This window comes from Thalassospira tepidiphila MCCC 1A03514 (assembly GCF_001662875.1).
GTDB classification, from domain to species: Bacteria; Pseudomonadota; Alphaproteobacteria; order Rhodospirillales; family Thalassospiraceae; genus Thalassospira; species Thalassospira tepidiphila.
Genome location: NZ_JPVZ01000002.1, coordinates 353,338 through 377,597, shown reverse-complemented (window position 1 = coordinate 377,597; position 24,260 = coordinate 353,338). Strand labels below are relative to the sequence as shown.

Genomic DNA, 24,260 nt, shown 5'->3' with positions numbered 1-24,260 from the left:
CGGTCGAACCGACTATTTCTGATCGGAATCAGTGCCCTGCAATGCACCCATCGATTTGACGAGTTCAAAGATTTTCTTGCGCTGGTTCGGATCGGTAATCCGGTAGTAGGCACGCACCAGTTCAAGCGTCTCGCGACGGTTCATCGGATCGTTGTCAAACGGGTCCGGACTTTCCGACATTTCCCGACGTTCATGCACCGATTTCGACGAAATCTCGTCGGGCATGTCGTCAAAGAAGAATGATACAGGCACTTCAAGAACCCGCGACAGATCGTACAGACGCGATGCACCAACGCGGTTGGCACCACGCTCATACTTCTGTACTTGCTGGAATGTCAGGCCGATCGCTTCACCAAGCTTCTCCTGGCTCATGCCAAGAAGAGTCCTGCGCAAGCGAACACGCGCACCAACGTGAATATCGACAGGATTTGGAGCACCACTTGCGGTCCGGCCACGGCCCCGACCGCGTGTGTTCTTTACCATCTTAGTTTCATCCTTAGGCGACATTTTATGGCAGTTCCTTCTCTCACTCCGGCCTATCCGTCCTTGTTTTGAGGGACAATTTCTGGACGGTTTGGCAAAATTTTCAGCCGCCTAGAGGGATTTTGCGTTGCGTTTATATCCCATAGCGAGAACGGCAAAGAAGGTAACAATACCGTAAAATAGCAAGTCACGCCACAAATAATATACTGTTGTATGGTTTTTGTTACTCGAAAGGGGGTGCACCAAGCTTCCCCTCTCTCCTAAACCCAACTCTGTAAGCTTGCGCCCGTAGGCATCAAAGACAACCGATACCCCGGTATAGGCTGCCCTTACGAGGGGGCGACCCTCCTCGATGGTGCGAAAACGGGCTGCGGCCATATGTTGATATGGGCCTGCGCTGCGCCCAAACCACCCGTCATTGGTGACATTTAAGAGCCAGTCGGGCTGGTTACCGTCGTCAATCACTGCTCCCGGGAAAATAACCTCATAGCAAATCAGCGGAGAGAAACTCGGCATCCCGTCGACAGACAAGGTCTGCGGCCCCGGTCCGGCAGAGAAATCTGTTCGCCCTGCTGTCAGTTTCGGGAATGGCAGGATGGATCGGAACGGTACATATTCACCAAACGGCACCAGATGAAACTTGTCAAAGCTGGCGACAATATGACCAGTGGCATCAATCACCTGAATGGCATTCCAGACCTTGTATTCAGCCGTGTCACGCGGATAGGTCCTTGGTGCCCCGGTAATCAGGATGTCATCACGCCCCAACACACCGGCCATTTGCATGCGGGCCTCTGTCTGGGTCTCAACAAAAAAGGTCGCGGCCGTTTCCGGCCAGATCACGATGCGTTTTTGATCCGGACGCAGGGTTTCCGGTCGGCGCGACATATCAAGCAGCAGTGAGAAATGCTGGCTTTGCAGTTCGGGCAGCCATTTTTCCCGCTGTGGGATATTGGGCTGAACAATTTGCACAATCGGCACGTCGGCAGGCAGCTCTGAAAGGGCAACCTCTGCCTCTGCGGGCCCGACCATCATCAGGCGCACCGCACCGCCACCCCATAGGGTCACCGCAATCATGACCCCGCTAAGGGCTGCTATCTTGCCGGATTTTCCGGCGACAAAGGCCGCAGGCAAGGTTGCAAAAAGGGCCGTGACAAAGGAAAGGCCATAAACCCCGACAACCGAGGCAAATTGCATGGGTGCCGCATCAATGGCCCAAACATGGCCCAAAAGGTTCCATGGAAAACCGGTCAGGATATGACCACGCAGATATTCCACCACCACCCAGAAAACGGCCAGCAAAACTGCGCGCCTAATCAGGCCATTGCCCAAACGCCAGCTCGCCCAAACGGCCAGCATCGGAAAGATCGCCAATCCGCCGCCAAGCCCCAAAAGGGCAAACGGAATCATCCAGCCATAGATTTCGGGCTGTACCAGAAAGGCATGACTGACCCAGTAAAAGCCTGCGGCAAAATGGCCGGTGCCAAACCACCAGCCAGCAGAAAGCGCCCCCTTGTTGCAACGGACCCCCTCAAGGCTCCAGAGCAAAACCGCAAAGCAGATCGGCAAAACAGGAATGATAAAGAAAGGCGGCAGCGCCAAAACCGCCACCGCACCGGACAACAACCACACAAAACGCCTGCGCCAGCCTGAAAGACCGGCAAGTCGGCGCGCCATGGCCTCAATCATCCGCTTTTTCCTGCTTTTCGATGGCAGCGGCGGGATCCTCATCCTCCCGGCGTATCATATGAATACGCAGGCGACGGATGCGCCTTGGATCGGCATCAAGGACTTCGAACTGAATACCGCTTGGATGTTCAATCAATTCCCCGCGCGCCGGAACGCGCCCGGCCAACGAGAAGACAAGCCCGCCAAGCGTGTCGATGTCTTCGTCTTCATCCTCGTCAAGCAATCCGAAGGACAGCTTTTCTTCAAGGTCTTCGACCTCGAACCGGGCATCAGCGATGTAACAACCATCCGAGAGGCGGATCAGTTTGGGAGTCTGGTCGATATCGTGCTCGTCATCAATCTCGCCGACGATTTCTTCCACCAGATCCTCGATGGTAATCAGACCATCAATCCCGCCAAATTCATCAACGACAAGCGCCATGTGCGTACGCGACAGCCGCATTTCCGACAGAAGATCAAGAACGCGAATGGCAGGGGATACGAACAAAACCCGACGCAGCAGTGACTGCAGACTGAATTCCCGACCAGCAGCAACACAGCCAAGCACGTCCTTGATGTGCACCATGCCGGCAATGTCATCAAGGGTATCGCCATACACCGGAAGCCGTGAATGGGCCTTCTTGACCATCACCTCGACCAGTTCTTCAAGTGCGATGGTCTTGGCAACCGCCACAATATCGGCGCGCGGGATCATGACGTCTTCTGCCGTCATGTCGCGAAGTGCAATGATGTTTTCAAACAGGGAACGTTCGTGAAGCGAGACCGGCTCTTCATCCTGTTCGGTCCGCTCGGCGAGTTCTTCAAGCGTATCGCTCAGCGAAGCTTCGCCGTTGCGGGATTTGCCACGCTTGAACCCCAGGGCCGAGGCCACGTTATCCCATAAGGAGCCGTTTTCAGCGTCCTGAATTGTATCCTCGCCTGTGCGAGGGCGCATACTCTCGTGGTCGTCGTCGCGTTGACTAGAGTCGTTCATGGGTCGGTTTCGACATCCTATAATTCAAACAAACCGTGTGCAGGCCTACTAAACCGGTTCATCTTCGATCGGTTCGTAGGGATCATCAATCCCAAGTCCGGCAAGAATTTGACGTTCAAGTTCTTCCATCTCTTCAGCTTCATCATCAACCATATGATCGTAGCCGACAAGATGTAGCGTGCCATGAACGGCAAGATGAACAAGATGATTTTTCAATGGCTTTTGCTGTTCGATGGCCTCGCGGTCACATGTTTCGCGCGCAATCACGATATCACCCAGCATCAAGGGCATATCTGGCGCCATCATAAATGCATCGGCATCCTCGGCACTTTCAAGAGCGGCAAAGGACAACACATTGGTTGGTTTGTCCTTGTCGCGATAATCACGGTTGAGGATCTGAACCGATGCATCATCTGACAAACGCACCCCGATCTCGATCACAGGGGCAACCGACAAAAGCGATGCACCATCGCCTTCATCTTCGGTCCCGTCGGTCGGCACCGCGTTGTCATCCCAAAGGGCACCATCGCTAAGCGCACCATCAAGGGCCGCGATCACGGCGGCTTCGATGGCCGCGATCTCGTCCTGATGCCAGTCGCCCGCTTCGACCTCAAGGTCCAGTTCAAGCGGTGCCGTCATCACCCGTATCCTTGGCTGCGCTGTCCTTGTCACCGCGATAGCCCTTTTTCAGGCGATCACGCAGGGCATCCGCCGCGTCATAGGCCTGGACAATCTTGGTCACAAGGTGATGGCGCACAACATCGCGCTGATCGAACTTGATCGTGGCAACGCCTTTGACATCGCCAATGGTTTCAAGTGCATCGCGCAAACCGGATTTCGTGCCATCGGGCAAATCGATCTGGGTCATGTCGCCGGTCACCACCATGCGCGATCCTTCGCCCAGACGGGTCAGGAACATTTTCATCTGCATCGGGGTGGTGTTTTGCGCCTCGTCCAGAATGACAAAGGCGTGCGAAAGCGTACGACCACGCATGAAGGCCAGCGGGGCGACTTCGATCTCGCCACTTTCCATGCGTTTGATCACGACATCCCCCGGAAGCGTGTCATGCAGCGCGTCATAAAGCGGGCGCAGATACGGATCGACCTTGTCTTTCAGATCACCCGGCAAGAAGCCAAGGCGTTCGCCGGCTTCGACTGCGGGGCGCGACAGGATGATACGATCCACCTGACCCAGAATAAACGCCTGCACCGCCATCGCGACCGCAAGATAGGTCTTACCAGTACCGGCCGGGCCGATGCCAAAGATCAGCTCGTTATCAAGGATCGCCTCGACATAGTCCTTCTGGCGTTTGGAGCGCGGCGAAATCCGGCGTTTTTTGGTCTGGATCGTAAGACGCGATCCACCAAACATGTCCTTGGTCTGGCCGCTCCAGGGATCGGTGTCGTCCGGTTCGGAAAGACGCACCGCACCTTCTACCGTTTCGACATCGATATGATCGATTTCCTTATCACGCAGGCGCGCATAAAGTTGCGCAAGAACCTTTTTGGCCTGTGCAACCTTGGCCGGATCACCGGCCAGCATCACCACAAGCCCGCGGCTTGAAACCTGAACACCGGTCCGTTCAGACAAACGCGTCAGGTTTTCGGCCTGCGGGCCGTACAAAACCTGGGCAAGCGCGTTGTCCTGAAACTCGATCTGATCGGAATCCTTGGGGGCGTGTTTGGTTTTGGTGTTGGTCTTGCTTTTCGTGGGGGTGCCGCTCACGCAACGTTCCTTTCAGATTTCTGGTCGTTTCGGGTGGCGTCGACCAGTTCGCCGCCAAGGGAATTAGGCAGCGCTTCGGTGATTTTCAAGCGAACGATCTGTCCAAGGGCTGATTCAGGCAAACCGCTGACATGAACCGGCTGCATATAGGGGCTTTTGCCCACCAATTGGCCTTCATACTTGCCCCGGCGTTCCAGAAGGACATCCATCTCCTTGCCGATACTTTTCTGGTTGAACACCAACTGCTGCTCCGCCAGAAGTGCCTGCAGGCGCATGATCCGTTCGGTTTTGACTTTTTCAGGCACCTGCAGCTCCATCGCCGATGCCGGGGTTCCCGGGCGCGGGCTGTATTTGAAACTAAACGCCTGGATGAAGGTGATGTCGCGCACGATTTCCATCGTGTCTTCGAAATCCTTGTCGGATTCACCGGGGAAGCCGACGATAAAGTCCGAAGACAGCGCAAGATCAGGACAGGCATCCTTAAGCCGTGCTGCGATATCACGATAGTCCGCATTCGTATGTTTGCGGTTCATCGCCTGCAAAACGCGGTCGCCACCGGCCTGAACCGGCAAATGCAGGAACGGCATCAGCTTTTTAAGATCGCGATGCGCCGAAATCAGATCCTCGTCCACATCACGTGGATGCGACGTGGTGTAACGGATACGATCAAGCCCGTCGATTTCGGCCAGTTCACGCAGTAACCGGCCAAGCGTCCATTCGCCGCCATTCGGTGCCTCGCCGTGATAGGCATTCACATTCTGCCCCAAAAGGGTCAGTTCGCGCGTGCCATGGGCGACAAGTTGCTTGGCTTCGCGGATGACATCGGCACCGGGGCGCGAATATTCCGCCCCGCGGGTATAAGGCACAACACAGAACGTGCAGAACTTGTCACAGCCTTCCTGAATGGCCAGAAATGCTGAATAGCCCTGTTTTGAAACCTGTTCTGGCAGATGATCAAACTTTTCTTCGGCCGGGAAATCAGTATCGACGATGCGATTGCGGCCAACTGCGCGATTGGCGCGCGCAACCATTTCCGGCAGGCGATGATAGGTCTGCGGACCAAACACCATATCGACCATCGGTTCGCGCTTCATCAATTCGGCCCCTTCGGCCTGCGCGACGCATCCGGCAACGGCGACAATCATCTTGTCGCCGCCATTGGCTTCTTTGGCTTCCTTGTGCTTGCGCACGCGGCCCAAATCGGAAAACACCTTTTCGGCGGCCTTTTCGCGGATATGGCAGGTATTGAGGATGACCATATCGGCCCCCTCGGCACTGTCGACAGGCTGGTAACCCAGCGGCGCCAGAACATCCTGCATGCGCTGGCTGTCATAGACATTCATCTGACAGCCATATGTTTTTACAAAAAGTTTCTTCGGTTCAGTCACGCCAGATCCGTTTCGCTCTCTCAAAACGCCGAAAAGCGGTGTGATCACTCACACCGCGCCTGAGTTCCGAACAATCGGTGATCGGAACTCCTCGGACATCTCGTTATCTGAAATCCCGGTCAGGTGAAACCGAATTTCACATCAACCGGGGCATTATACGGCAAAACGGTCAGGAGCCGAACTGTCGATCCGGACCAAACAGTCGAAAATCTTCCGAAATGATCGCAAGCGGCGAAAAACCGATCAGCTCGCCCGACAGATCGCTGTCAATCAACTGAACCGGCACACCCTGATGCAGGCCACGCAACGCTGCCTGATGTCCCTGGGCAACACGGGCTTCACACATCCGGGCAAGTTCCTTGCGTGATCCGGCTGCATCTGCCAGCGTCACAGGCGGATGGACAACAATCTCAACCGTCACCTTGCCGAGCGCGAGAAACTGCCACAAATGCGGGGCCAAGTCCATATCCCCGTACCAGGAATAAAATGCCCGCAAGTCGCGACCAATCGGTGCACCATCAAGACGGGTGGCGGCAATCGAAATCGGCTGGAATTTGACCGGCGACCCATCCGGCATCACCCGCTCTGCTGCGGCAAACAGGGTCGACTTGAATGGCAACACACGGTTACCGTCGTTGCTTGTCCCTTCCGGGAACAGGATCAGCTTGTCACCATCGCGCAAACGCTGGCTTAGTTGATCGTTCTGTTCGCGGGATCGGGCCGCACGGCGTTCGATAAAGGTGGTGCGTGAAAGTTTGGCAAGCAAACCAAACACCGGCCAGTCGGCGACTTCGGTCTTGGCGATAAAGCTGCCACGGGTCAAGGCGCCCAGCACCGGGATATCAAGATAGGATGCATGATTGGCCACAATCACACCCGGCCCATCCATCATATCAACGCCCGAAACCCGAACTTCGATATGCAGGATGCGCAGGCAAAGGGCGTGATAGAACCGCGGCAATTCTTCAGCCAGCCTCAATCGTGCGGCAATTGCCACCATCTGCACCGGCAACAATACCAGTGTCAGAAGCACATAGGCCATCAGGCGGATGGCAGCGCACACATAGCAGTTCACGATACCCTCGCGGTGCGTTCGTAATGCTTGTAATAGCGATCGGTTACCTTTTCGGTCGGCAACACGATGCAAATGTCGGTGGTGTTGAACTGATGGTCGACCACTGCCCCGTCACCGACAAAACCACCCAGACGCAGATAGCCCTTGATCAGCGGCGGCAAATCACGAAGTGCTTGGCGCTGATCAATGCCATCGATCTCGGCACGCATCATCGGCTCGTAACGATCGGCAATCGCACGCGGACGCATGTCTTCGGGGGCAAGGTGATTGTGATGCAGATAAGTCAGGACATCCTTGAAGGCATCCGGATCGGTGCCGTGGAAGGATGCGCAGCCAAACATCAGTTTGATGTCGTATTTGAAAACGTAGGCCGCGATCCCCTGCCACAAAAGCTGCAAGGTCGGCATGGTGCGGTATTCGGCTTCGACACAGGAACGACCCAGTTCCATGATCTCGCCGGTATCTTTCACCGCATTAAGCATGCTTTCGATATGGTATTCATCAGCACTGTAAAAGCCGCCATGCTCGTTGGCTACTGACTGGCGCAGCAGGCGATAGGTGCCAACAACCGCATCTGCACCGGCACCGCGATTGTGATCAAGAACAAGCAGATGATCGCAGAGCGGATCATAGTGATCGAAGTCGCGCTTTTCGGCTGCCATTTCCTCGGTCGGTTTGGCGCCGCGTTCTTCATAGAACACTTTGTAGCGAAGCTTCTGGCTGGCGAGAATTTCGTTTTCATTCTCGGCAAGGCGAACCTCAAGCCTCTGAAGCTGTTTTTCGTCACGCATGACAACACCCTTTCGTTCAACTGCACGGATTTTGCGCAAGAACGGCGTGAAGAGCGAGTGAAGGCTTTGTGAAGAACAGGTAACAAAATTATGAAGGCCACTTGCCTGTTTCAGCAAGTGGCCTTGAAAACTGTAAGTTCAGTGCGCGATTGAACGCTGGAATTACTTGCCGTCTTTCAAAGGAACACCGTAAAGCTCAAGACGATGCCCCACCAGACGGAAGCCCAGTTCCTTCGCAATCTCTTCCTGAAGGTTTTCGATTTTTTCGTTCGAAAACTCAATCACCTCGCCCGAGCGCATGTCGATCAGGTGATCGTGATGTTCTTCGGTCAGTTCCTCGTAACGCGCACGGCCATCGCCGAAATCGTGTTTCTCAAGGATGTCCGCCTCTTCGAACAGGCGCACGGTACGATATACGGTCGCAATCGAAATCTTCGGATCAATGTCGGTCGCCCGACGATAGACCAGTTCAACGTCCGGGTGGTCTTCGGACTCAGAGAGCACACGGGCAATCACCCGGCGTTGGCCCGTCATTTTCAGGCCCGCGTCGATGCATTTCTGCTCGATAGTTGATTCTGCAAGCATTGTCTTGTTTCTCGTTTCCGTTTCCGGTTCCACCTGTCCCCAGCCGAGACGTGTCTCTGGCGTCGATCTCTTGTGGCTCAATATTGAAAAATCCGCCACATATCGCAAGGTTGAATTCGCGATAAATTCCGCTTCCTGTAGATCGCCGGTACTAACACCCTGCAATCACAATCATATCGGCATTCTTCTGGCCACTTGCTACCTGCGATGAAGGGCGCTACTTCAAAGTTACGCATCAAGGCAGGAGACCAACATGGCCACCGCAACCCCCGACCATAAAATAGACATCACAAACGACGTCTGCCCGATGACATTTGTGCGCACCCGCCTCAAACTCGAAACCATGACACCGGGTCAGGTTCTGGAGGTTACCCTCGGCGCTGGTGAACCGTTAAAAAACGTTCCGCGCTCGGTAACCGAGATGGGCGACGAAGTCGTCGAACTGGCCGAAATCACTGATACACCGGGAACCTACCGACTCATAATCCGCAAGGGATCATAAAACCGCCAGTTCCGATGCAGGCTTACACTACAACAGGTTGGCGCTCAAAACCACACTCATTATGTGGGTATAATCGATTAAAATTGTTCCAGATTGCCTAACACCCTATTGGCAAACAAAAATTCCTGCCATGGATCGAAAAGGTCACCGACATCGAAAAAATTATCTAGATCAGTCGTTCGAGGACCAAGGCATCAACTTTTCGGCCATTGGGCCGGGCATAGTAGCCTTTGCGACGCCCAATTTCGGCAAAGCCGTTCTGACGATAAAGCGCAATCGCGCCATCATTATCGACTGCGACTTCCAGCAAGATACGGGTAACACCCGCCGCCAAGAGGCGATCCTTGACCGCATCAAGCAATGCCCGTCCAACCCCCATGCGCCGGGCATCCGGGGCAACCGTGATGGTATTGATTTCCGCCTCATCGAGAACAGTCTGCATCAGAACAAAGCCAAGTGGCTGATCTTTTGCATTTTTGGCCTGATCGCCGGGTCGATAAGCCAAAATGCCAAACGCACCGGGCACATCAAGCAACCGGATAATCGCATCCTCGTCCCAGGCATCATCAAACCCCTCGGCATGTAGCGCGCTTGCCACCGTCGCAAAGGCCGTCGTCAAAGGCACCAGCACAATCTGCGAGGCGTCATAACCAGAACTGCCATCGTTGGATTTGGCCGGGCTCATTTCTTTTTCTGCGGTCCCTGATCTTCGATGCGTCTTGCATCGGGGGCGCGCAGGTAAAGCGGCACCGGCGCCAGGTTTTCACCGGTTTCCCAACGCGCGGCCGCGATCCTTGCCACATTTCCCGCCCGCGGAAGGCCCGGTGCGGTGCAATCATAAAAGGCGTCCGGCGCATGGGCGGCGGCCGTCAGAAGGCGCGGGGTGGCATCCCCGGCAAGCAAGGTATCACCGGGTGGCGCCATCATCAGGGCCTGACGCGGGGCGACACATTCAGCATTGCTAAGCGGGCGTTTTTTGCCATCAAAAGCCTGGGCAAAGATCTCGTTTCGTTTGCTATCAAGCGCGACCAGGATATTGCGGCCCTGATGATCGCGCTCCGTCACGCCATAGGCGACGGCTTCAAGCGAACTGACGCCGACCACCGGGATCTTGCGCGCCAGACCAAGCGCACGCGCCGTCGAAAGGCCGATCCGCATGCCGGTAAACGCCCCCGGACCAACCGTCACCGCAATCCCGTCAAGATCGGCAAGTTCGACTTTCGCGATCTCAAGCGTCTTGGCAATGAAACCCATCAGGTGCTCGGCCTGACCGCGTTCCATATCTTCATAAAGTTCGCCTTTGACCTCGCCATTTATCAAGACGGCCGTCGACAGAGACGTTGATGCCGTATCAATCGCCAAAAGTGTCGGACCTGACTTTTCCGCCTTTGTCTTTGCGGCGTCTGATGCGCTATGGTCGGCGCGATCTGATATGCGCGACTGTCCAGTCAGCATCTTCTTTATGTAATCGGTGAACGACAAGAACAGGGAGCCTCCGGCAATGGCGCTGGTCGAAATTACGCCTTACGAATATGATGTCGAAATTGATATCGTCTATGCCACGGATCGCAATTTCACCGGGGCACCGATTTATACACGACCTGCCTGCTATCTTCACGCGGATGCCGCTGCCTGTCTGAAAAAGGCCGCTGCTATGGCGCGTCGTCAGGGGGTGAAATTGCGCATTCTTGATGCGTTTCGTCCCCAGGAAGCCCAACGGGCCCTTTGGAACCATTCGCCCAACCCCGATTTCGTCGCCAATCCGGATTTCGGATCGCCACATGGCCGTGGTGTGGCCATTGATCTAACGCTGATTGATCAAAACGGCAAGGAACTGGATATGGGAGCAGGGTTTGATGAAATGCATATCCGGTCCTATCACGGCTCTGATTTGATCTCCAAAGAGGCCGAAGCCAACCGCTTCCTGCTCCTTGGCATCATGGTCAGTGCCGGCTTCGAATATTACGATCATGAATGGTGGCACTATCAGTTGCCCAATGCCCGCGCGCGCTATCCGCTGTTTTCCGACAGTTCGCTGCCCGAACCAATGATGGTCAAATAAACAAAATGGCGGTGCATTCCGGCACCGCCATTTTTCAATTCCACGGCCTGCAAATACATAAACTCAGCCGTGCAAAAGCGCCTTGCCGTTTTGCAGATCAAAAAGCGACATCCGCGCACCATCAATCACGACCCTGATGTCTGATCCCGGCTTGAAGGCCTGTTCCGGCCCACTTCGGGCAGTCATTTCCGCACCAGCCACCGCAAGTCGGACATATTGATCAGGGCCGGTCGGCTCCGCCAGCACGACGCGCGCCGAAATCCCGGCATCATCAAACATCAAATGTTCCGGCCGTGCGCCCAGCGTCATCGGACGCCCGACCAGATCGCTGGCCTCGGCGGGGACATCAACCAGCGGCAATTTCCCGTTACCGGTATCGAAAAAGACCTGATCACCATCGCGAACAAGAGTGCCATCGACGAAATTCATCGTCGGTGCACCGACAAAACTGGCAACAAACCGGTTTGCCGGGCGGCGATACACATTTTCCGGGGTGTCGGCCTGCTGGATGCTGCCGCGATCAAGCACGACAACCTTGGTTGCCAGTGTCATTGCCTCGATCTGATCATGGGTGACATAGACAATCGTGCGGCCAAGACGTTCATGCAGACGCTTAAGCTCGATCCGCATATCTGCACGCAGTTTGGCATCCAGGTTCGATAGCGGCTCATCAAACAGGAAGACCGCGGGTTCGCGCACCAGCGCCCGGCCAATCGCAACGCGTTGCTGTTGCCCGCCTGAAAGCTGGGATGGCTTGCGATCCAGAAGGGGCGTGATTTGCAAAAGTTCGGCGACTTCGTTCACCCGTTCTTCGATCTCGGGCTTGGGCATGCCCGCCATCTTAAGGCCAAAGCCGATATTCTTGCGCACCGACATCGTCGGATAGAGGGCGTAGGATTGAAACACCATCGCGATATCGCGCTCGTCGGGCTCAAGTGCTGTTACGTCGCGCCCGTTAATATCAATCGCGCCCCCCGTCACCGGTTCCAGACCGGCAATCATGTTCAGCAATGTTGATTTGCCGCACCCCGATGGCCCCAATAGCACCAGAAAATCCCCGTCGGCAATTTCCAGATTGATGTTTTCCATCACCGTGATCCCGGCATAGGCCTTGGTCACATTGCGCAGTTCGACGCCATTCATTCCCGTTATCCTTTCACTGCACCTGCGGCAATGCCGCGCACAAACAACCGCCCGGACAGCAGATAAACCGCCAGTGTGGGCAAGGCCGTCAGCATGGTTGCAGCCATATCAACATTGTATTCCTTCTCGCCGAACTGGGATCCGACAAGGTTGTTCAGTGCCACCGTCATCGGCTGGCCAGATCGCCCGCCAAATGTCAGCCCCAACAGGAAGTCGTTCCAGATGTAGGTGAACTGCAAAATCATCGCGACACCCAAGATCGGCAGCGACAATGGCAACATCACATGCCAGAACAATCGCCAGAACCCGGCCCCGTCAATGCGGGCCGCCTTTAAAAGATCCTGCGGAACGGTTTTGAAAAAGTTTCTGAACATCATCGTGGTAAATGCGACACCCCAGATGACATGCACCAGAATAAGACCCGGAATGGATCCGAAAATCCCCAACTCGCGGATCATGATGATCAGGGGATAAAGCGTTACTTGCGGGGGAATGAACATGCCCACCAGAAGGGCTGCAAACATCACATTCGCCCCCTTCATCTTCCACACCGCCAGCGAATAGCCCGTCACCGCCCCAAGCCCGACCGACAGGAACAAGGCGGGGATGACGATCTGTACCGAGGTCATGAACGAAGATGACAACCCACCGCATTTTTCGCCAAGTGTCTGGGTGCAGTCACCAAACCAGGCTTTGCTCCAGGCGGCAAAGCTTGGATCAGTTGGCAGGGTAAAGATGCTGCCATTCCTGATTTCATCCATTGATTTCAGCGATGTCGAAATCATGATGAAAACAGGGGCCATGATCATAACGGCCGCCAGGCAAAGCAATCCGTAAAGGGCCCATCGATTATATCGCATGATCAATGCCCCCGCCCGCCGCGCTCTTTTTTGAGCTCGAAATAGATATAAGGGGAAATCACGGCAATCACGGTGCACAGCAAGACAAACGCACCGGCCGCCCCCAGACCAAGTTCCTGACGGTTCAGGATATGATCAACAACAAACCGGGCCGGCAGATCCGATGAGAAGCCCGGTCCGCCGCCGGTAAGAGCGACCACCAGATCAAACGCCTTCATCACAATCGCGCTCATCAGAATAAAGACGGTGAAGAAAACCGTGCGCATCATCGGCGTGATGATGTGCAAATAAACCCGCCATACCGGGATGCCATCGACGCGCGATGCTTTCCAGATATTGGGATCAATATTGCGAAGACCGGCCAGAAACAGCGCCATGCACAGCCCGACCTGCTGCCAGATTCCGGCAATCGCCAGCGTATAAATCGACCTGTCGGGGCGCACGATCCAGTTGAATTCAAACCCAGTCCAGCCAAGGGCACGCACGGCCTCTTGCAGGCCGAGCCCCGGATTCATTACCCATTGCCAGATCACACCGGTGACAATGAACGACATCGAAAGCGGCAGCATGAAGAGCGTTCGAAACATCCCCTCTGCCTTGACACCGCGATCAATCAGAATCGCCAGAAAATAGCCAAAAACTACGCAGCCGCCGATAAACAGGAACCCGTGAATTGCCAGGTTTTGCATTGCCGTCCACCAGCGCTCATTGGCAAACAGCCGGACATACTGTTCAAAGCCGGTGAATTTATAGACGGGCAAAAGCCGTGACCGGGTCAGTGAAATGACGAAAGTCCAGATGATGAACCCGTAAAAGCAGACAATCGTGATTGTCATCGCCGGGATAAGCGCCATCCCCGCACTCCATTGCGGCCGCCAACACTTTTTTCCAGACTTGAGTGTGAATTTTCGATCTTCGGAACGCTGCAACACGTCCGGTGCCGGTTCGGCCATGACATTCTCGCCTATTTATGGAGGCGCCGCTGCACCCACATCCATGGTTTCAGCGGCGCTTTTCCGCAATATCCGGAACTCGCAAAATTGTTATTTTGCGTAGGAAATCGCTTGCTGGAATTGTGCCTGACCCTCTTCGGGGCTCATATCTGCACTGTTCCAGAAATTGGAGATGGTGTCATCAATCGCACCCGAAACCGCACTTGGCACACCAAACAAACCGGTGCTGACAAGGTGGGTTTTCTTGTCCTGAAGGGTTTTGATGGCGGTTTGGGCACAGACATCAAAACTGTCAGCAGGCACATCAAGACGGGCCGGGATTGATCCCTTTTTCTTGTTAAAGGCAATCTGCACGTCCGGCTCAAGCATCACCTGTGCCATCAAGGTCTGTGCAGGCGTTGCGTGTTCACCATCCATGGCCGAGAAGGCAAAGGCATCGACCGTCATGATATAGGCGGTATCAATCGCCGGGGCGAAGGCACATCCGACTGTCGTGCCGGGCTCAATCCCGGCTGCGATGATTTCACCCTTGGCCCAGTCACCCATGAACTGGAAGGCGGCCTCGCCCTTGGCGACCATGTTGGTCGCTTCGTTCCAGTTACGTCCCGGGCTTGCTTCGTCGACAAACGGTTTGAGCGCGGCAAAGGTTTCAAACACCTTGCGCATCGTGTCGGATTTCAGAAGGTCATCATCAAGCGTGCTGTAAAGCTCGGCATAAAACTCACGACCGGCGACACCCAAAAGGACGCTGTTGAACATGATGCGTTCCTGCCAGGGCTGACCGCCCAGGCCAATCGGGGTAACACCGGCGGCCTTGAGCTTTTCTGCCGCAGCAATGAAATCATCCCAGGTTTTCGGAACCTCGATCCCGGCCTCTTCAAGAACCGCCGTGTTATAGAACATCCAGTTTTCGCCATGGATGTTGATCGGTGCGGCAATGTAGTTGCCATCATATTTCGCGGCCTTAACGATCAGCGGCGGCAGCTTTTCATCCCAGTTTTCTGCCGTGGCAACGTCGCCGACATTGGCCAGAAGCCCCTGATCAGCCAGTTCACGAAGTTGCTGACCAATGGAAAACTGGAATACGGCGGCCGGGTCACCACCCAGCATACGGTTCACGGCCGCGGCACGTGCGTTGCCGCCACCGGCAATCGGGGTATCGACCCAGGTGCCGCCTTTGGCCTCGAACGCCTTGCGGATTTCGCCAAGGGCCGCCTGTTCACTTCCCGAAGTCCACCAGTGCAGGACTTCGGCAGTCTGGGCATGAAGTGCACCGGCAGATACACCGACGCTCAGAAATGCCACGCTTGCGGCAATCTTTGAAAATTTCATCATAACGGATGTTCCTCCCTAATGGACACGATCACGCCCGGTTTCTTATTAAGTGATATGACCGGAAAATCGTAACGTTACGATTTTTTTGATAAGCGCTTTATTCACCCTTGTCAATCACGAAAACCTTACCATAATAGGCCAGTATAAAAGTACGGAAGCTTTTTTGCTGTGCTTTTCGAAACGTTACGATTTTGGATGCGTTCAATATTAAAGACATCCAAAGCTAGGGCAAGGAAGCGAACATGACCAAATCATTTCCTGACGGTTTCCGCTGGGGAGTCTCGACATCAAGTTACCAGATTGAAGGCGGCGCAAAAGATGACGGACGCGGTGCCAGCATCTGGGACACATATTGCGCAACACCGGGCCGCGTTGCCAATGGCGATGATGGCAGTGTCGCGTGCGACCATTACCATCGCTGGGCCGAAGACCTTGATCTGATCAAAGGATTGGGCGCAACCCATTACCGGTTTTCGGTGATGTGGCCGCGCGTGATGCCCGAGGGCACCGGCAAGGTCAACGAAACCGGCATCGATTTTTACAGCCGGCTGATTGACGGCATGCTTGAACGTGGCCTGGATCCGTGGCTGTGCCTCTATCACTGGGATCTGCCACAGGCGCTTCAGGATCGTGGTGGCTGGACCAACCGTGACATCGTTGACTGGTTTGGCGACTATACCGAACTTCTGGTCACCCGACTTGGTGACCGGGTGAAATCATGGGTCACCTTCAACGAGCCGAATGTCGTTGCCTGGGTCGGCCACGAAGAAGGCCGCCACGCACCGGGAATTACCGATCCGCGTGCGGCAATGCGCGTTGCCCACCACCTTAACCTGTGTCATGCGCGTGCAACCCGGGTGATCAAGAACCATTATCCCGATGTGCCGGTCGGTTTCGTGTTGCCGATGCACAAGGGCTATACGCTTCCGCACCGTCGTGAACAGGATGCGCATCTGATTGACCTGTTCGAAGCCAAATGGAACGGCATCTTCTTGGACCCGGTATATTACGGCCGCTATCCGGAACTGATTATCGACCGGATGGAGCCCCATATTCAGGATGGCGATCTTGAAGCCATCAAGACCAAGGTCGATTTCCAGGGGCTAAACCAGTATTTCCCGAGCTACATTCAGGCGGCCGAAGGCGCTGCTTGGCCGTTCAAACATGCCCAGCCGCCAAACTATTTCCGCCGGACCGAAATGGGTTGGGCAATTGACGGGGATTGCTTCTATCAGACCATGAAGATCCTTCAGGATGATTACGGCAACCCGCCTGTTTTCATTACCGAAAACGGTGGCGCCTTTACCGATATCCCTAAGGCAAACGGCCAGATCGATGATCAGGACCGCATCGCCTATTACACCGAATATCTCGAAGCCCTGCTTCGCGCGAAGTCCGAGGGTGCCGACATTCGGGGCTACATGCCCTGGTCGCTTCTGGATAATTTCGAGTGGGCATATGGCTATGAAAAGCGTTTCGGTCTGGTGCATGTTGACTACACCACCCAGAAGCGTACCCCCAAGGCATCCTATGATTTCATGCGCAAGGTGATTTCACAGAACGCATTGCCTTAGGCCAACCGGGCGCTTAGATTGTCCGAAATTTGAATGGAACGGACCTGTATATGCCTGCTGCTCGCCCCAATTTGCGTACGATTGCCGATCGCCTTGGTCTATCGATCACGACGGTATCGCGTGCGCTTAAAGACGGGCCGGAAGTCAAACCCGACACCGTCGCCCGCGTAAAGGCAGCCGCAGCAGAAATCGGTTATCAGCCAGATGCCCGTGGTGTCATGCTTCGAACCGGCAAAACCATGCAGGTCTGTTCCATTCTTTATTCCCCCGAAGTCGGTGATTACGGCGACCCGGGATTTCTGGCACAGGTTGAAAGCCTGACCCAGGGTCTTGAAGCCGATAACTATTCCCTGTTGGTGCTGGCCCAGACGCGCGGCGAAGATCCGCTTGATCCGGTGCGCAAGGTCCATACCCAACGCCTTGCCGATGCCGTGGTATTTTCACGCACCACCTTGCAAGACAGTCGCGCGAAATACTGTCTGCAACATGACTTTCCATTTGTCAGCTTTGGCCGTACCGAACTTCTGACCCCGCACGCCTTTGTCGATCATGATGACGAGCAGGCCGCCTATGACGCGGTAAAACGGTTGCTTGATGATGGTCACCGCAATATCGGCATGATCGACCCGCCCGAAGCCCTGACCTTTTTCGGATATCGCAAACAGGGGGCCCGCCGGGCCATGGTTGATGCGGGGCTTGATCCCGATAGCCTGATCTGGATGCCGTCGGAAATTTCCGTGCGGGCTGCGCGCGAATCAACAACACGGCTTTTTGCCAATCAGCGCGATGTCACGGCTGTCGTCTGCGCAAGTCAGATGACCATGATCGGCGCGCTTGAGGCATTGATGGAACTTGGCATGGACACCATCCGCGACGGGATTGGTGTTGTCGGTTTTGGCGGCATGCCGTTTCGCATGCTTTCGAAACAAAAACTTGCCTATTACTACCAACCGCAGCGCCATGTCGGCGAAGTTCTTGCCCGCCACCTGCATGACCTGATGAACGGCACACCGCCCGAAAATCTTCAGACGCTTCTGCCCTATCACCGCATTGACGACCTTGCCGCTTTTCGCGAGGGCGAGGATTTTTAAGCGCAAACCCGCCAAGGCGGATTACCCCAACTGCCCGCTAGCTCTCCTTGGCGTCCTTGGCGGCCTCTGAATTACCGACCCAGCGCACCAGCATGAGCTCGACCGGTTTCAGCGCGACCAGGATAATAAAGGTCAAGACGGTTGCAATAATCACGATATGCCAGGCCGCAAGCGCACAGGCGATGCCAAGCGCTGCCGTCATCCAGACGGTCGCAGCAGTGGTAAGCCCCGTGACCGACATGTTTTTTGGCTCGCGCAAAATAACACCGGCACCAATGAAACCGATCCCGGTCAGAACACCTTGCAAAATCCCCTGAACCACACGTGAAAGCGCATCAGGATGATCAATCAGATCCTGAAAATGGACCGCCACGACCGACACCACCGCCGCACCAAGTGACACAAGGGCAAGGGTGCGCATGCCGGTTGGCTTGCCATTCACATCACGGTTCAACCCGATCAGCATGCCAATGACTGTTGCCGCCACCAGACGCGCAATCATATCGATCACGCCAATATCGAAGTACTTTTCCGCCGTGGCGAAATAGGGAAGGTCGGTCAGCATGCGATAAACCCTTGCCATTCAAACAATCCCCAAACGCTTGGCACGCAATCAATGTTCCGAGGTGATGCACAGCCGACCAGTTCGTTGATCACAGTCAGGCTGGTGATATCGCATGCTCCATGTCAGTTGCCTTGGCCATCAACCAGTCAAAGAACAGCGCAACCCGCGGATCACGCTTGGGCGGATCAAGCGTAATCAGGACATAATCAAAGCCCGTCGGGGCCATGCCATGCGGCGCGATCAGCCGTCCGGACACCAGATCATCAGCCACAAGCGGCAAGGGACCAATCGCCGTGCCAAGCCGGTTCACGGCTGCCTGCAGGGCGAAAAAGAAATGATCGAAATACTGCTCGCTTGCCGGGGTTGCCGTGCTGCCGCTTCTCCGTTTCCAGTCATCCCAGGCATCGGGGCGCGTTCGCGTATGAAGCCACCGGGCGTTGGACAAATCGCTTGAAAGAATGGTTTCCCAGCATTCCGGGTCGCAAACCGGCCCCGCATATTCCGGCCAAAGTCGGGTGGTGATGTAATGCTCGGAAATGCCGTAATCCGCACGCCGAATGGCAACATCGCAGCCATCCGCCAACAAATCCACCGGCCCGCCCGCCAGCCTCAGATCGATATTCAGATCCGGGTTGGCCTCGCGAAAATCACCAAGACGCGGCATCAACCAACGCATCGCAAGGCTGGGCTCGCACGATACGGTCAATATCGGGGATGACTTGTCATGGCGATGGATATCCTCAATCGCCTGATCAAGCCCATCAAGTGCACCCGTTGTTGCCTTCAACAACCGCTCGCCTGCGGCAGTCAGCCAGACACGCCGATTGCGCCGAACAAACAGCTTAACGCCCAGACGTTCCTCGATTTGTGCAACCGCGCGACTGATCGCACCGTGTGTCAGATTAAGCTCATCCGCCGCACGCGAAAAGCTTTGATGGCGGGCTGCGGCCTCAAAGGCGGGCAGGGCCGCCAAGGGTGGCAAACTGCGTTTTCTGTGAACATTACTCACAATAAATACCAGTATTTTTCGATTTTCCGGCGATCTGAACAGTTTGATACTGAATTCACTCACACATCAAATGAATTCATCATTCACAAGGGATCACATCATGCCGGAATGGACAGGCGATATCTTATCGATGGAAATCATTGCCGTTGGCATCATCACCATTCTCGCCGTGATCAGCCCCGGCCCGGACTTTGCGATGGTGACCCGGATCGCCCTTGCACGCGGACGGCGGGCAGGCGTGCTCTGCGCCATTGGGATCGGTACTGGCGTTTCGGTGCATCTCGGCTACACGCTGATCGGGCTTGGCGTTGTTTTTGCCAGCAATATCTGGGTTTTATCGGCTTTGCGCTACCTTGGGGCGGCTTATCTGATTTGGCTTGGCGTATCGGCGCTTTGGCCGGACATTCAACGCCTGCTGGGCAGGCCGAATCACAGCAAAAGTGCTTCGAACGTCACAAACTCTGATCAGCCGAACCAAAACCAAACCCGTCGGGCACAAAACAGCGGGTCGGCGTTTTGGATCGGTTTTGCCTGCAATGCGTTAAACCCCAAAACAATGCTGTTTATCGTATCGCTGTTCAGTCAGGTGATTTCACCAGACACCGCGATCATTCAGGAAGTCGCGTATGGGGTTTATATCGCGGCCTGCCACATGATCTGGTTTGCGCTTGTCGCAACAGCCCTGACCCTGCCATCGGTGCAGGCGCGCATTGCTGCAATCAAATCATGGATCGAACGCGGTGTTGGCATCTGCCTTGCCGGCCTGGGTGTCAAACTTCTGGCAAGCTAGGGTGAACACCGACCTCAAAGATCAGATGAACAGCATCTCGCCGTTCTGTTTGGCATCGTTCAGGAACGTAACAACACCGCCGGTCTCGATTGCCAGTTCTTCACGCTTTGCCTGATTTTCAAGGCCAAGGGCGCGCAGACCCATCTCGCAGATCATGAACTTGGCATTGAGGCTGGCACAGGCCGACAACAATTCTTCGAAAGTGCCGATGCCACGCGTCGAGTAACTAAGATCAATCGATGTCGCCGTCGCCCCGTCAACCTCGGTGCGCAGATGACGCCAACCCGACGGCGCAAACAGCGCCCGGCTGGCATCCATTGTGAAGAACAGCGTCACTTCACGGCCCGATGCCAAGGCGGCTGATGCCATTACGAGGGCGTAATGAACCTTTTCATAGGTCCCGGAAAACACCACCAGGGAAAGCTTTTTGGGCGTATCAGACTCAGTGCTCATGAATAGACAGGTCCTTGATTGTGGCGTTTTCTGAACAGGTCGGGCAGCCCGGATCGCGGGGCACCTTGATCTTGCGGAACGAAGCGGACAGCGCATCAATAATCAAAAGCTGCCCGGAAAGGCCATCGCCAATGCCCATCAGCTCCTTGAGCACCTCTGTCGCCTGAATGCCGCCGATCATACCGACAACCGATCCCAAAACGCCGCCCTGCGCACAGGACGGAATGGCGTCTTCGGGTGGCGGGGCATGATAAATGCAGCGATAACAGGGATGCGGGGCACCCAGATGGGCCTTGAAGGTCGATACCTGCCCGTCAAAGCGAAGAGCGGCACCCGAAACCAGCGTCTTGCCCGCGTGGTAGCAGGCATCGTTGAGTAAAAAGCGCGTATCGAAATTATCCGACCCGTCGGCAATCACATCATAATCGGCAATCAGATCCATGACGTTACTGGCATCAAGCCGGGTGTTATGGGCCTGCACGGTGACTTCGGGGTTCATATCCGCCATGGTCGCCTTGGCACTGTCGACCTTGGGCGTTCCGATATCCTTCATGCCATGTGCGATCTGGCGTTGCAGGTTTGAAAGTTCGACCGTGTCGGCATCAACGATCCCGATCGTGCCAACCCCGGCAGCGGCCAGATACATCGCAAGCGGCGATCCAAGTCCCCCCGCCCCAACGATCAGAACCCGACCGTGTTTGAGCTTCATCTGCCCCGTGCCGCCAACCTCCTTAAGGACGATATGGCGGGCATAGCGTTGCACTTCATTTTCGCTGAAATCGAAATCACTCACGCGGGTGGGCTTCCTGTCAGAACGTCGGTCATCAAATCAGATGGTAATCCACTAGGCTTTTGCATATAGCCCATGGAACAGTGGCCTCAAGCAAAGATTTCATATCCATATCGCAACGAAATGCTTTACGTGCTCTGTCAACCAAGCCAGAGCCCCGCATTCCGCCAATGAAAAAGGCCCGGCACATCGTGCCGGACCCTTTGAAATCTTTGGTCTTTCAGGCTGCTTATTGCAGACCTTCGAACAACGGGGTCGAAAGATACCGTTCGGCAAAGCTCGGTATGATCACAACAATGCGCTTGCCTTCGTTTTCCGGCAGCTGGCCAAGCTCGATCCCGGCCGCAACCGCTGCACCGGACGAAATACCGGTCGGAAGGCCTTCGATGCTGGCGAGCTTGCGGGCGGTGGCAAAGGCGGTCTCGTTGCCGATGGTCATGACCTTGTCGATGACATCGATATTGAGGTTGCCCGGAATAAAACCGGCACCAATGCCCTGAATTTTATGCGGGCCCGGTGCACCACCGGAAATAACCGGGCTGTCTTCGGGCTCAACAGCAACGATCTGGATGTTCGGGTTATGCTTTTTAATCACTTCACCCACCCCTGTCAGGGTCCCGCCGGTACCGACACCGGCAACAAAGATATCTACCTTGCCGGCAGTATCCTTGATGATTTCCTCGGCCGTGGTGTTGCGGTGGATTTCCGGGTTGGCCGGGTTGTCAAACTGCTGAAGCATGACGGCACCGTCAATTTCCGAAACCAGTTCTTCGGCACGGGCAACCGCACCCTTCATGCCCTTGGCCGCCGGGGTCAGATCAATCTGCGCACCCAGAAGCATCAGCATCTTGCGACGTTCCAGCGACATGCTTTCGGGCATGGTCAGGATCAGCTTGTAACCCTTGGCCGCCGCCACAAAGGCCAGCGCAATACCGGTATTGCCCGATGTCGGCTCCACCAGGGTTGCGCCCGGCTTGATCTTGCCGGATTTCTCGGCATTTTCGATCATCGCCAGACCAATACGGTCCTTGACCGAGGCCAGCGGGTTAAAGAATTCAAGCTTGCCGATCAGGTCGGCTTTGACACCTTCGGCCTCTGCCAGTCGCGAAAGGCGCACCAGCGGCGTTGCGCCAATGGTGTCGATGATGCTGTCGTAAATCTTGCCGCGAAACTCAGTCATGTTTTCCTCGCACGTTTCTGTATTTTTGCCATCAAGCACATCTTTGATCTGTATTTATCTCGCTATTTATCCGGGTCAAACGGATTGAAAGATTTTTTACAGATCCTGTGCCGGGCAACGTTCCATAAACTTGTAGTTTTACCTTCAATAGCAGCAGTTTCTTGTGCAATGACGATACACCAAACCGCTGCACCCCGATAAGATCAAATGATGAAATCCGGGGACTCTTCGATCCCGCTGCGCAGGCCCGCATCACGCGCCCGGTTGCACAGGTCTTCGACCGTGATTTTTTCAAGCTGCTTCATCATTTCGTCCTGCAATTCCCGCCACAGCGGACGGACGACTTCCTTGCCCAGTGGCGATCCTGCGGGATCCTCGATCGGGTCATCAGATGTTTCCATCGACCGGATCACCGAAACGATATCGGCAAGCGTAATGCGACGGCGTTCACGCGCCAGCCGATACCCCCCGCGTGGGCCACGCACGCCGACCAGAATGTCGGCACGCACCAACTGCTGCAACGTCTGTTCAAGGTAACGTTTCGGAATGCCCTGACGCGCGGTGATATCCCGGCTCTGGACCGGCTCACCCGCCGCGTTATAGGCAATGTCCACAACCGCCTCGATCGCAAACAGCATCTTCTTAGAAAGCTTCAGCATCTTTTCACTCAACTCCCCTTGCGGTTCAGCCATCCCCCCAGACGGCATAACCAGATAGCGTCAAACCGGATCGACCAGCATGCTTTCCCGAACCTATCGGGCCGGGCTGGCTGTTCCGGTCGAACCGAAACCACCCGCACCACGCGCGGTTTCATTCAAGTCTTCTACGGCGTTCCATGTCACTTGCGTCACCGGTGCGACCACCAGCTGGGCAATGCGCATGCCGCGCTCGATTTCAAAGGCTTCGTCACCATGATTAATCAGGATGACTTTGATCTCGCCGCGATAATCGGCATCAATCGTGCCCGGACTGTTAAGGACCGTGACCCCGTTTTTCGCCGCCAAGCCTGACCGCGGACGCACCTGCGCTTCAAACCCGGCGGGCAATGCGATGGCGATACCGGTTTCGACCATGGCACGTTTGCCCGGTGCCAGAACCAGCGTCCCGTCAATCGCAGCCTGCAAATCAACCGCGGCTGACTGCGCGGTTACGTATTCCGGCAACGGCAAGTCCGCCCCGTGCGGAAGCTGTTTTAAATCAACGCTTAAAAGCGACATCGTCTATCCTTGTCTTGTCCCGGCAG

27 protein-coding genes are annotated in these 24,260 nt (G+C 55.4%); 5 read left to right on the top strand and 22 right to left on the bottom strand.

All coding sequences use genetic code 11. The annotated features are described in order from the left end of the window. Positions 1-12: 12 nt before the first annotated feature. The 9 genes from TH4_RS05790 to TH4_RS05750 form a co-directional block, all read right to left on the bottom strand. Complete coding sequence (locus TH4_RS05790) at positions 13-483, bottom strand: helix-turn-helix domain-containing protein (RefSeq protein WP_008888859.1); 471 nt, start codon at positions 481-483, stop codon at positions 13-15. A gap of 111 nt (positions 484-594) precedes the next feature. Beyond that, the gene (gene lnt, locus TH4_RS05785; protein ID WP_064780272.1) at positions 595-2,172 is read right to left on the bottom strand and encodes an apolipoprotein N-acyltransferase; all 1,578 of its coding nucleotides are present in this window, start codon (positions 2,170-2,172) and stop codon (positions 595-597) included. Next, entirely contained in the window at positions 2,165-3,106 is a 942-nt protein-coding gene (locus tag TH4_RS05780) for a hemolysin family protein (protein ID WP_063086104.1), read from the bottom strand. The genes lnt and TH4_RS05780 overlap by 8 nt, the downstream gene beginning before the upstream one ends. Before the next feature lie 87 nt (positions 3,107-3,193). After that, positions 3,194-3,784: an rRNA maturation RNase YbeY gene (gene ybeY / locus TH4_RS05775; RefSeq protein WP_064780271.1), complete on the bottom strand. Its 591-nt coding sequence runs from the start codon at positions 3,782-3,784 to the stop codon at positions 3,194-3,196. Continuing rightward, a complete protein-coding gene (locus TH4_RS05770) occupies positions 3,768-4,871 on the bottom strand; it encodes a PhoH family protein (RefSeq protein ID WP_083996988.1) in 1,104 nt (367 codons plus the stop codon). Before TH4_RS05770 ends, ybeY begins: the two co-directional genes overlap by 17 nt. After that, positions 4,868-6,259, bottom strand: a complete 1,392-nt coding sequence (miaB, locus tag TH4_RS05765; protein WP_083996987.1) for a tRNA (N6-isopentenyl adenosine(37)-C2)-methylthiotransferase MiaB — start codon at positions 6,257-6,259, stop codon at positions 4,868-4,870. The genes TH4_RS05770 and miaB overlap by 4 nt, the downstream gene beginning before the upstream one ends. A gap of 169 nt (positions 6,260-6,428) precedes the next feature. Beyond that, the gene (locus TH4_RS05760) at positions 6,429-7,334 is read right to left on the bottom strand and encodes a lysophospholipid acyltransferase family protein (RefSeq protein ID WP_064780270.1); all 906 of its coding nucleotides are present in this window, start codon (positions 7,332-7,334) and stop codon (positions 6,429-6,431) included. Then, positions 7,331-8,125, bottom strand: a complete 795-nt coding sequence (olsB, locus tag TH4_RS05755) for a l-ornithine N(alpha)-acyltransferase (protein ID WP_040822534.1) — start codon at positions 8,123-8,125, stop codon at positions 7,331-7,333. The genes TH4_RS05760 and olsB overlap by 4 nt, the downstream gene beginning before the upstream one ends. A gap of 162 nt (positions 8,126-8,287) precedes the next feature. Then, positions 8,288-8,710, bottom strand: a complete 423-nt coding sequence (locus TH4_RS05750; RefSeq protein WP_063086109.1) for a Fur family transcriptional regulator — start codon at positions 8,708-8,710, stop codon at positions 8,288-8,290. A gap of 253 nt (positions 8,711-8,963) precedes the next feature. Here TH4_RS05750 and TH4_RS05745 point away from each other — a divergent pair, with 253 nt between their 5' ends. Beyond that, the gene (locus TH4_RS05745) at positions 8,964-9,212 is read left to right on the top strand and encodes a sulfurtransferase TusA family protein (protein WP_063086111.1); all 249 of its coding nucleotides are present in this window, start codon (positions 8,964-8,966) and stop codon (positions 9,210-9,212) included. A gap of 166 nt (positions 9,213-9,378) precedes the next feature. Here the strand turns inward: TH4_RS05745 and rimI are convergent, their stop codons facing one another. Beyond that, entirely contained in the window at positions 9,379-9,897 is a 519-nt protein-coding gene (rimI, locus tag TH4_RS05740) for a ribosomal protein S18-alanine N-acetyltransferase (RefSeq protein WP_064780269.1), read from the bottom strand. Further along, positions 9,894-10,667, bottom strand: a complete 774-nt coding sequence (gene tsaB / locus TH4_RS05735) for a tRNA (adenosine(37)-N6)-threonylcarbamoyltransferase complex dimerization subunit type 1 TsaB (RefSeq protein WP_245227751.1) — start codon at positions 10,665-10,667, stop codon at positions 9,894-9,896. Before tsaB ends, rimI begins: the two co-directional genes overlap by 4 nt. A 46-nt stretch (positions 10,668-10,713) precedes the next feature. Here tsaB and ddpX point away from each other — a divergent pair, with 46 nt between their 5' ends. Then, on the top strand, positions 10,714-11,274 hold the full coding sequence (ddpX, locus tag TH4_RS05730) for a D-alanyl-D-alanine dipeptidase (RefSeq protein ID WP_063086120.1): 561 nt from the start codon (positions 10,714-10,716) through the stop codon (positions 11,272-11,274). 63 nt (positions 11,275-11,337) lie between these two features. On the opposite strand, the gene TH4_RS05725 is transcribed toward ddpX, so the two are convergent. The 4 genes from TH4_RS05725 to TH4_RS05710 all read right to left on the bottom strand — a co-directional run bounded on the left by TH4_RS05725 (position 11,338) and on the right by TH4_RS05710 (position 15,565). After that, a complete protein-coding gene (locus TH4_RS05725; RefSeq protein WP_064780268.1) occupies positions 11,338-12,417 on the bottom strand; it encodes an ABC transporter ATP-binding protein in 1,080 nt (359 codons plus the stop codon). A 5-nt stretch (positions 12,418-12,422) separates the two neighbouring features. Next, entirely contained in the window at positions 12,423-13,220 is a 798-nt protein-coding gene (locus TH4_RS05720; protein WP_245227749.1) for a carbohydrate ABC transporter permease, read from the bottom strand. Between the two features lie 59 nt (positions 13,221-13,279). Next, positions 13,280-14,131, bottom strand: coding sequence for a carbohydrate ABC transporter permease (locus TH4_RS05715; protein WP_040822274.1), 852 nt, complete (start codon positions 14,129-14,131; stop codon positions 13,280-13,282). A 189-nt stretch (positions 14,132-14,320) separates the two neighbouring features. Then, positions 14,321-15,565 (bottom strand): ABC transporter substrate-binding protein, encoded by a 1,245-nt coding sequence (locus tag TH4_RS05710; RefSeq protein WP_064780267.1) that lies wholly within the window; start codon positions 15,563-15,565, stop codon positions 14,321-14,323. Positions 15,566-15,807: 242 nt separating this feature from the next. On the opposite strand from TH4_RS05710, the gene TH4_RS05705 reads away from it, so the two are divergent. Beyond that, positions 15,808-17,139: a GH1 family beta-glucosidase gene (locus TH4_RS05705; RefSeq protein ID WP_064780266.1), complete on the top strand. Its 1,332-nt coding sequence runs from the start codon at positions 15,808-15,810 to the stop codon at positions 17,137-17,139. Positions 17,140-17,189: 50 nt separating this feature from the next. Continuing rightward, positions 17,190-18,230, top strand: a complete 1,041-nt coding sequence (locus tag TH4_RS05700; protein WP_063086132.1) for a LacI family DNA-binding transcriptional regulator — start codon at positions 17,190-17,192, stop codon at positions 18,228-18,230. A 37-nt stretch (positions 18,231-18,267) separates the two neighbouring features. Here TH4_RS05700 and TH4_RS05695 read toward each other — a convergent pair whose 3' ends face one another. Next, the gene (locus tag TH4_RS05695; RefSeq protein ID WP_008888840.1) at positions 18,268-18,813 is read right to left on the bottom strand and encodes an MgtC/SapB family protein; all 546 of its coding nucleotides are present in this window, start codon (positions 18,811-18,813) and stop codon (positions 18,268-18,270) included. A 76-nt stretch (positions 18,814-18,889) separates the two neighbouring features. Continuing rightward, positions 18,890-19,804 carry a LysR substrate-binding domain-containing protein gene (locus TH4_RS05690; RefSeq protein ID WP_064780479.1) on the bottom strand — a complete coding sequence of 305 codons (915 nt, stop codon included), beginning with the start codon at positions 19,802-19,804 and terminating at the stop codon, positions 18,890-18,892. Positions 19,805-19,904: 100 nt separating this feature from the next. Here TH4_RS05690 and TH4_RS05685 point away from each other — a divergent pair, with 100 nt between their 5' ends. Continuing rightward, positions 19,905-20,594 (top strand): LysE family translocator, encoded by a 690-nt coding sequence (locus TH4_RS05685; protein ID WP_064780478.1) that lies wholly within the window; start codon positions 19,905-19,907, stop codon positions 20,592-20,594. Between the two features lie 21 nt (positions 20,595-20,615). On the opposite strand, the gene TH4_RS05680 is transcribed toward TH4_RS05685, so the two are convergent. The 5 genes from TH4_RS05680 to dut all read right to left on the bottom strand — a co-directional run bounded on the left by TH4_RS05680 (position 20,616) and on the right by dut (position 24,234). Next, complete coding sequence (locus TH4_RS05680; RefSeq protein WP_008888837.1) at positions 20,616-21,047, bottom strand: DsrE family protein; 432 nt, start codon at positions 21,045-21,047, stop codon at positions 20,616-20,618. After that, positions 21,037-21,840, bottom strand: a complete 804-nt coding sequence (locus TH4_RS05675; protein WP_064780265.1) for a HesA/MoeB/ThiF family protein — start codon at positions 21,838-21,840, stop codon at positions 21,037-21,039. Before TH4_RS05675 ends, TH4_RS05680 begins: the two co-directional genes overlap by 11 nt. A gap of 226 nt (positions 21,841-22,066) precedes the next feature. Next, positions 22,067-23,017 carry a cysteine synthase A gene (gene cysK / locus TH4_RS05670; protein ID WP_064780477.1) on the bottom strand — a complete coding sequence of 317 codons (951 nt, stop codon included), beginning with the start codon at positions 23,015-23,017 and terminating at the stop codon, positions 22,067-22,069. Positions 23,018-23,220: 203 nt separating this feature from the next. Next, the gene (locus tag TH4_RS05665; RefSeq protein ID WP_008888834.1) at positions 23,221-23,676 is read right to left on the bottom strand and encodes an RrF2 family transcriptional regulator; all 456 of its coding nucleotides are present in this window, start codon (positions 23,674-23,676) and stop codon (positions 23,221-23,223) included. 93 nt (positions 23,677-23,769) lie between these two features. After that, on the bottom strand, positions 23,770-24,234 hold the full coding sequence (gene dut / locus TH4_RS05660; protein WP_064780264.1) for a dUTP diphosphatase: 465 nt from the start codon (positions 24,232-24,234) through the stop codon (positions 23,770-23,772). Positions 24,235-24,260: the final 26 nt, after the last annotated feature.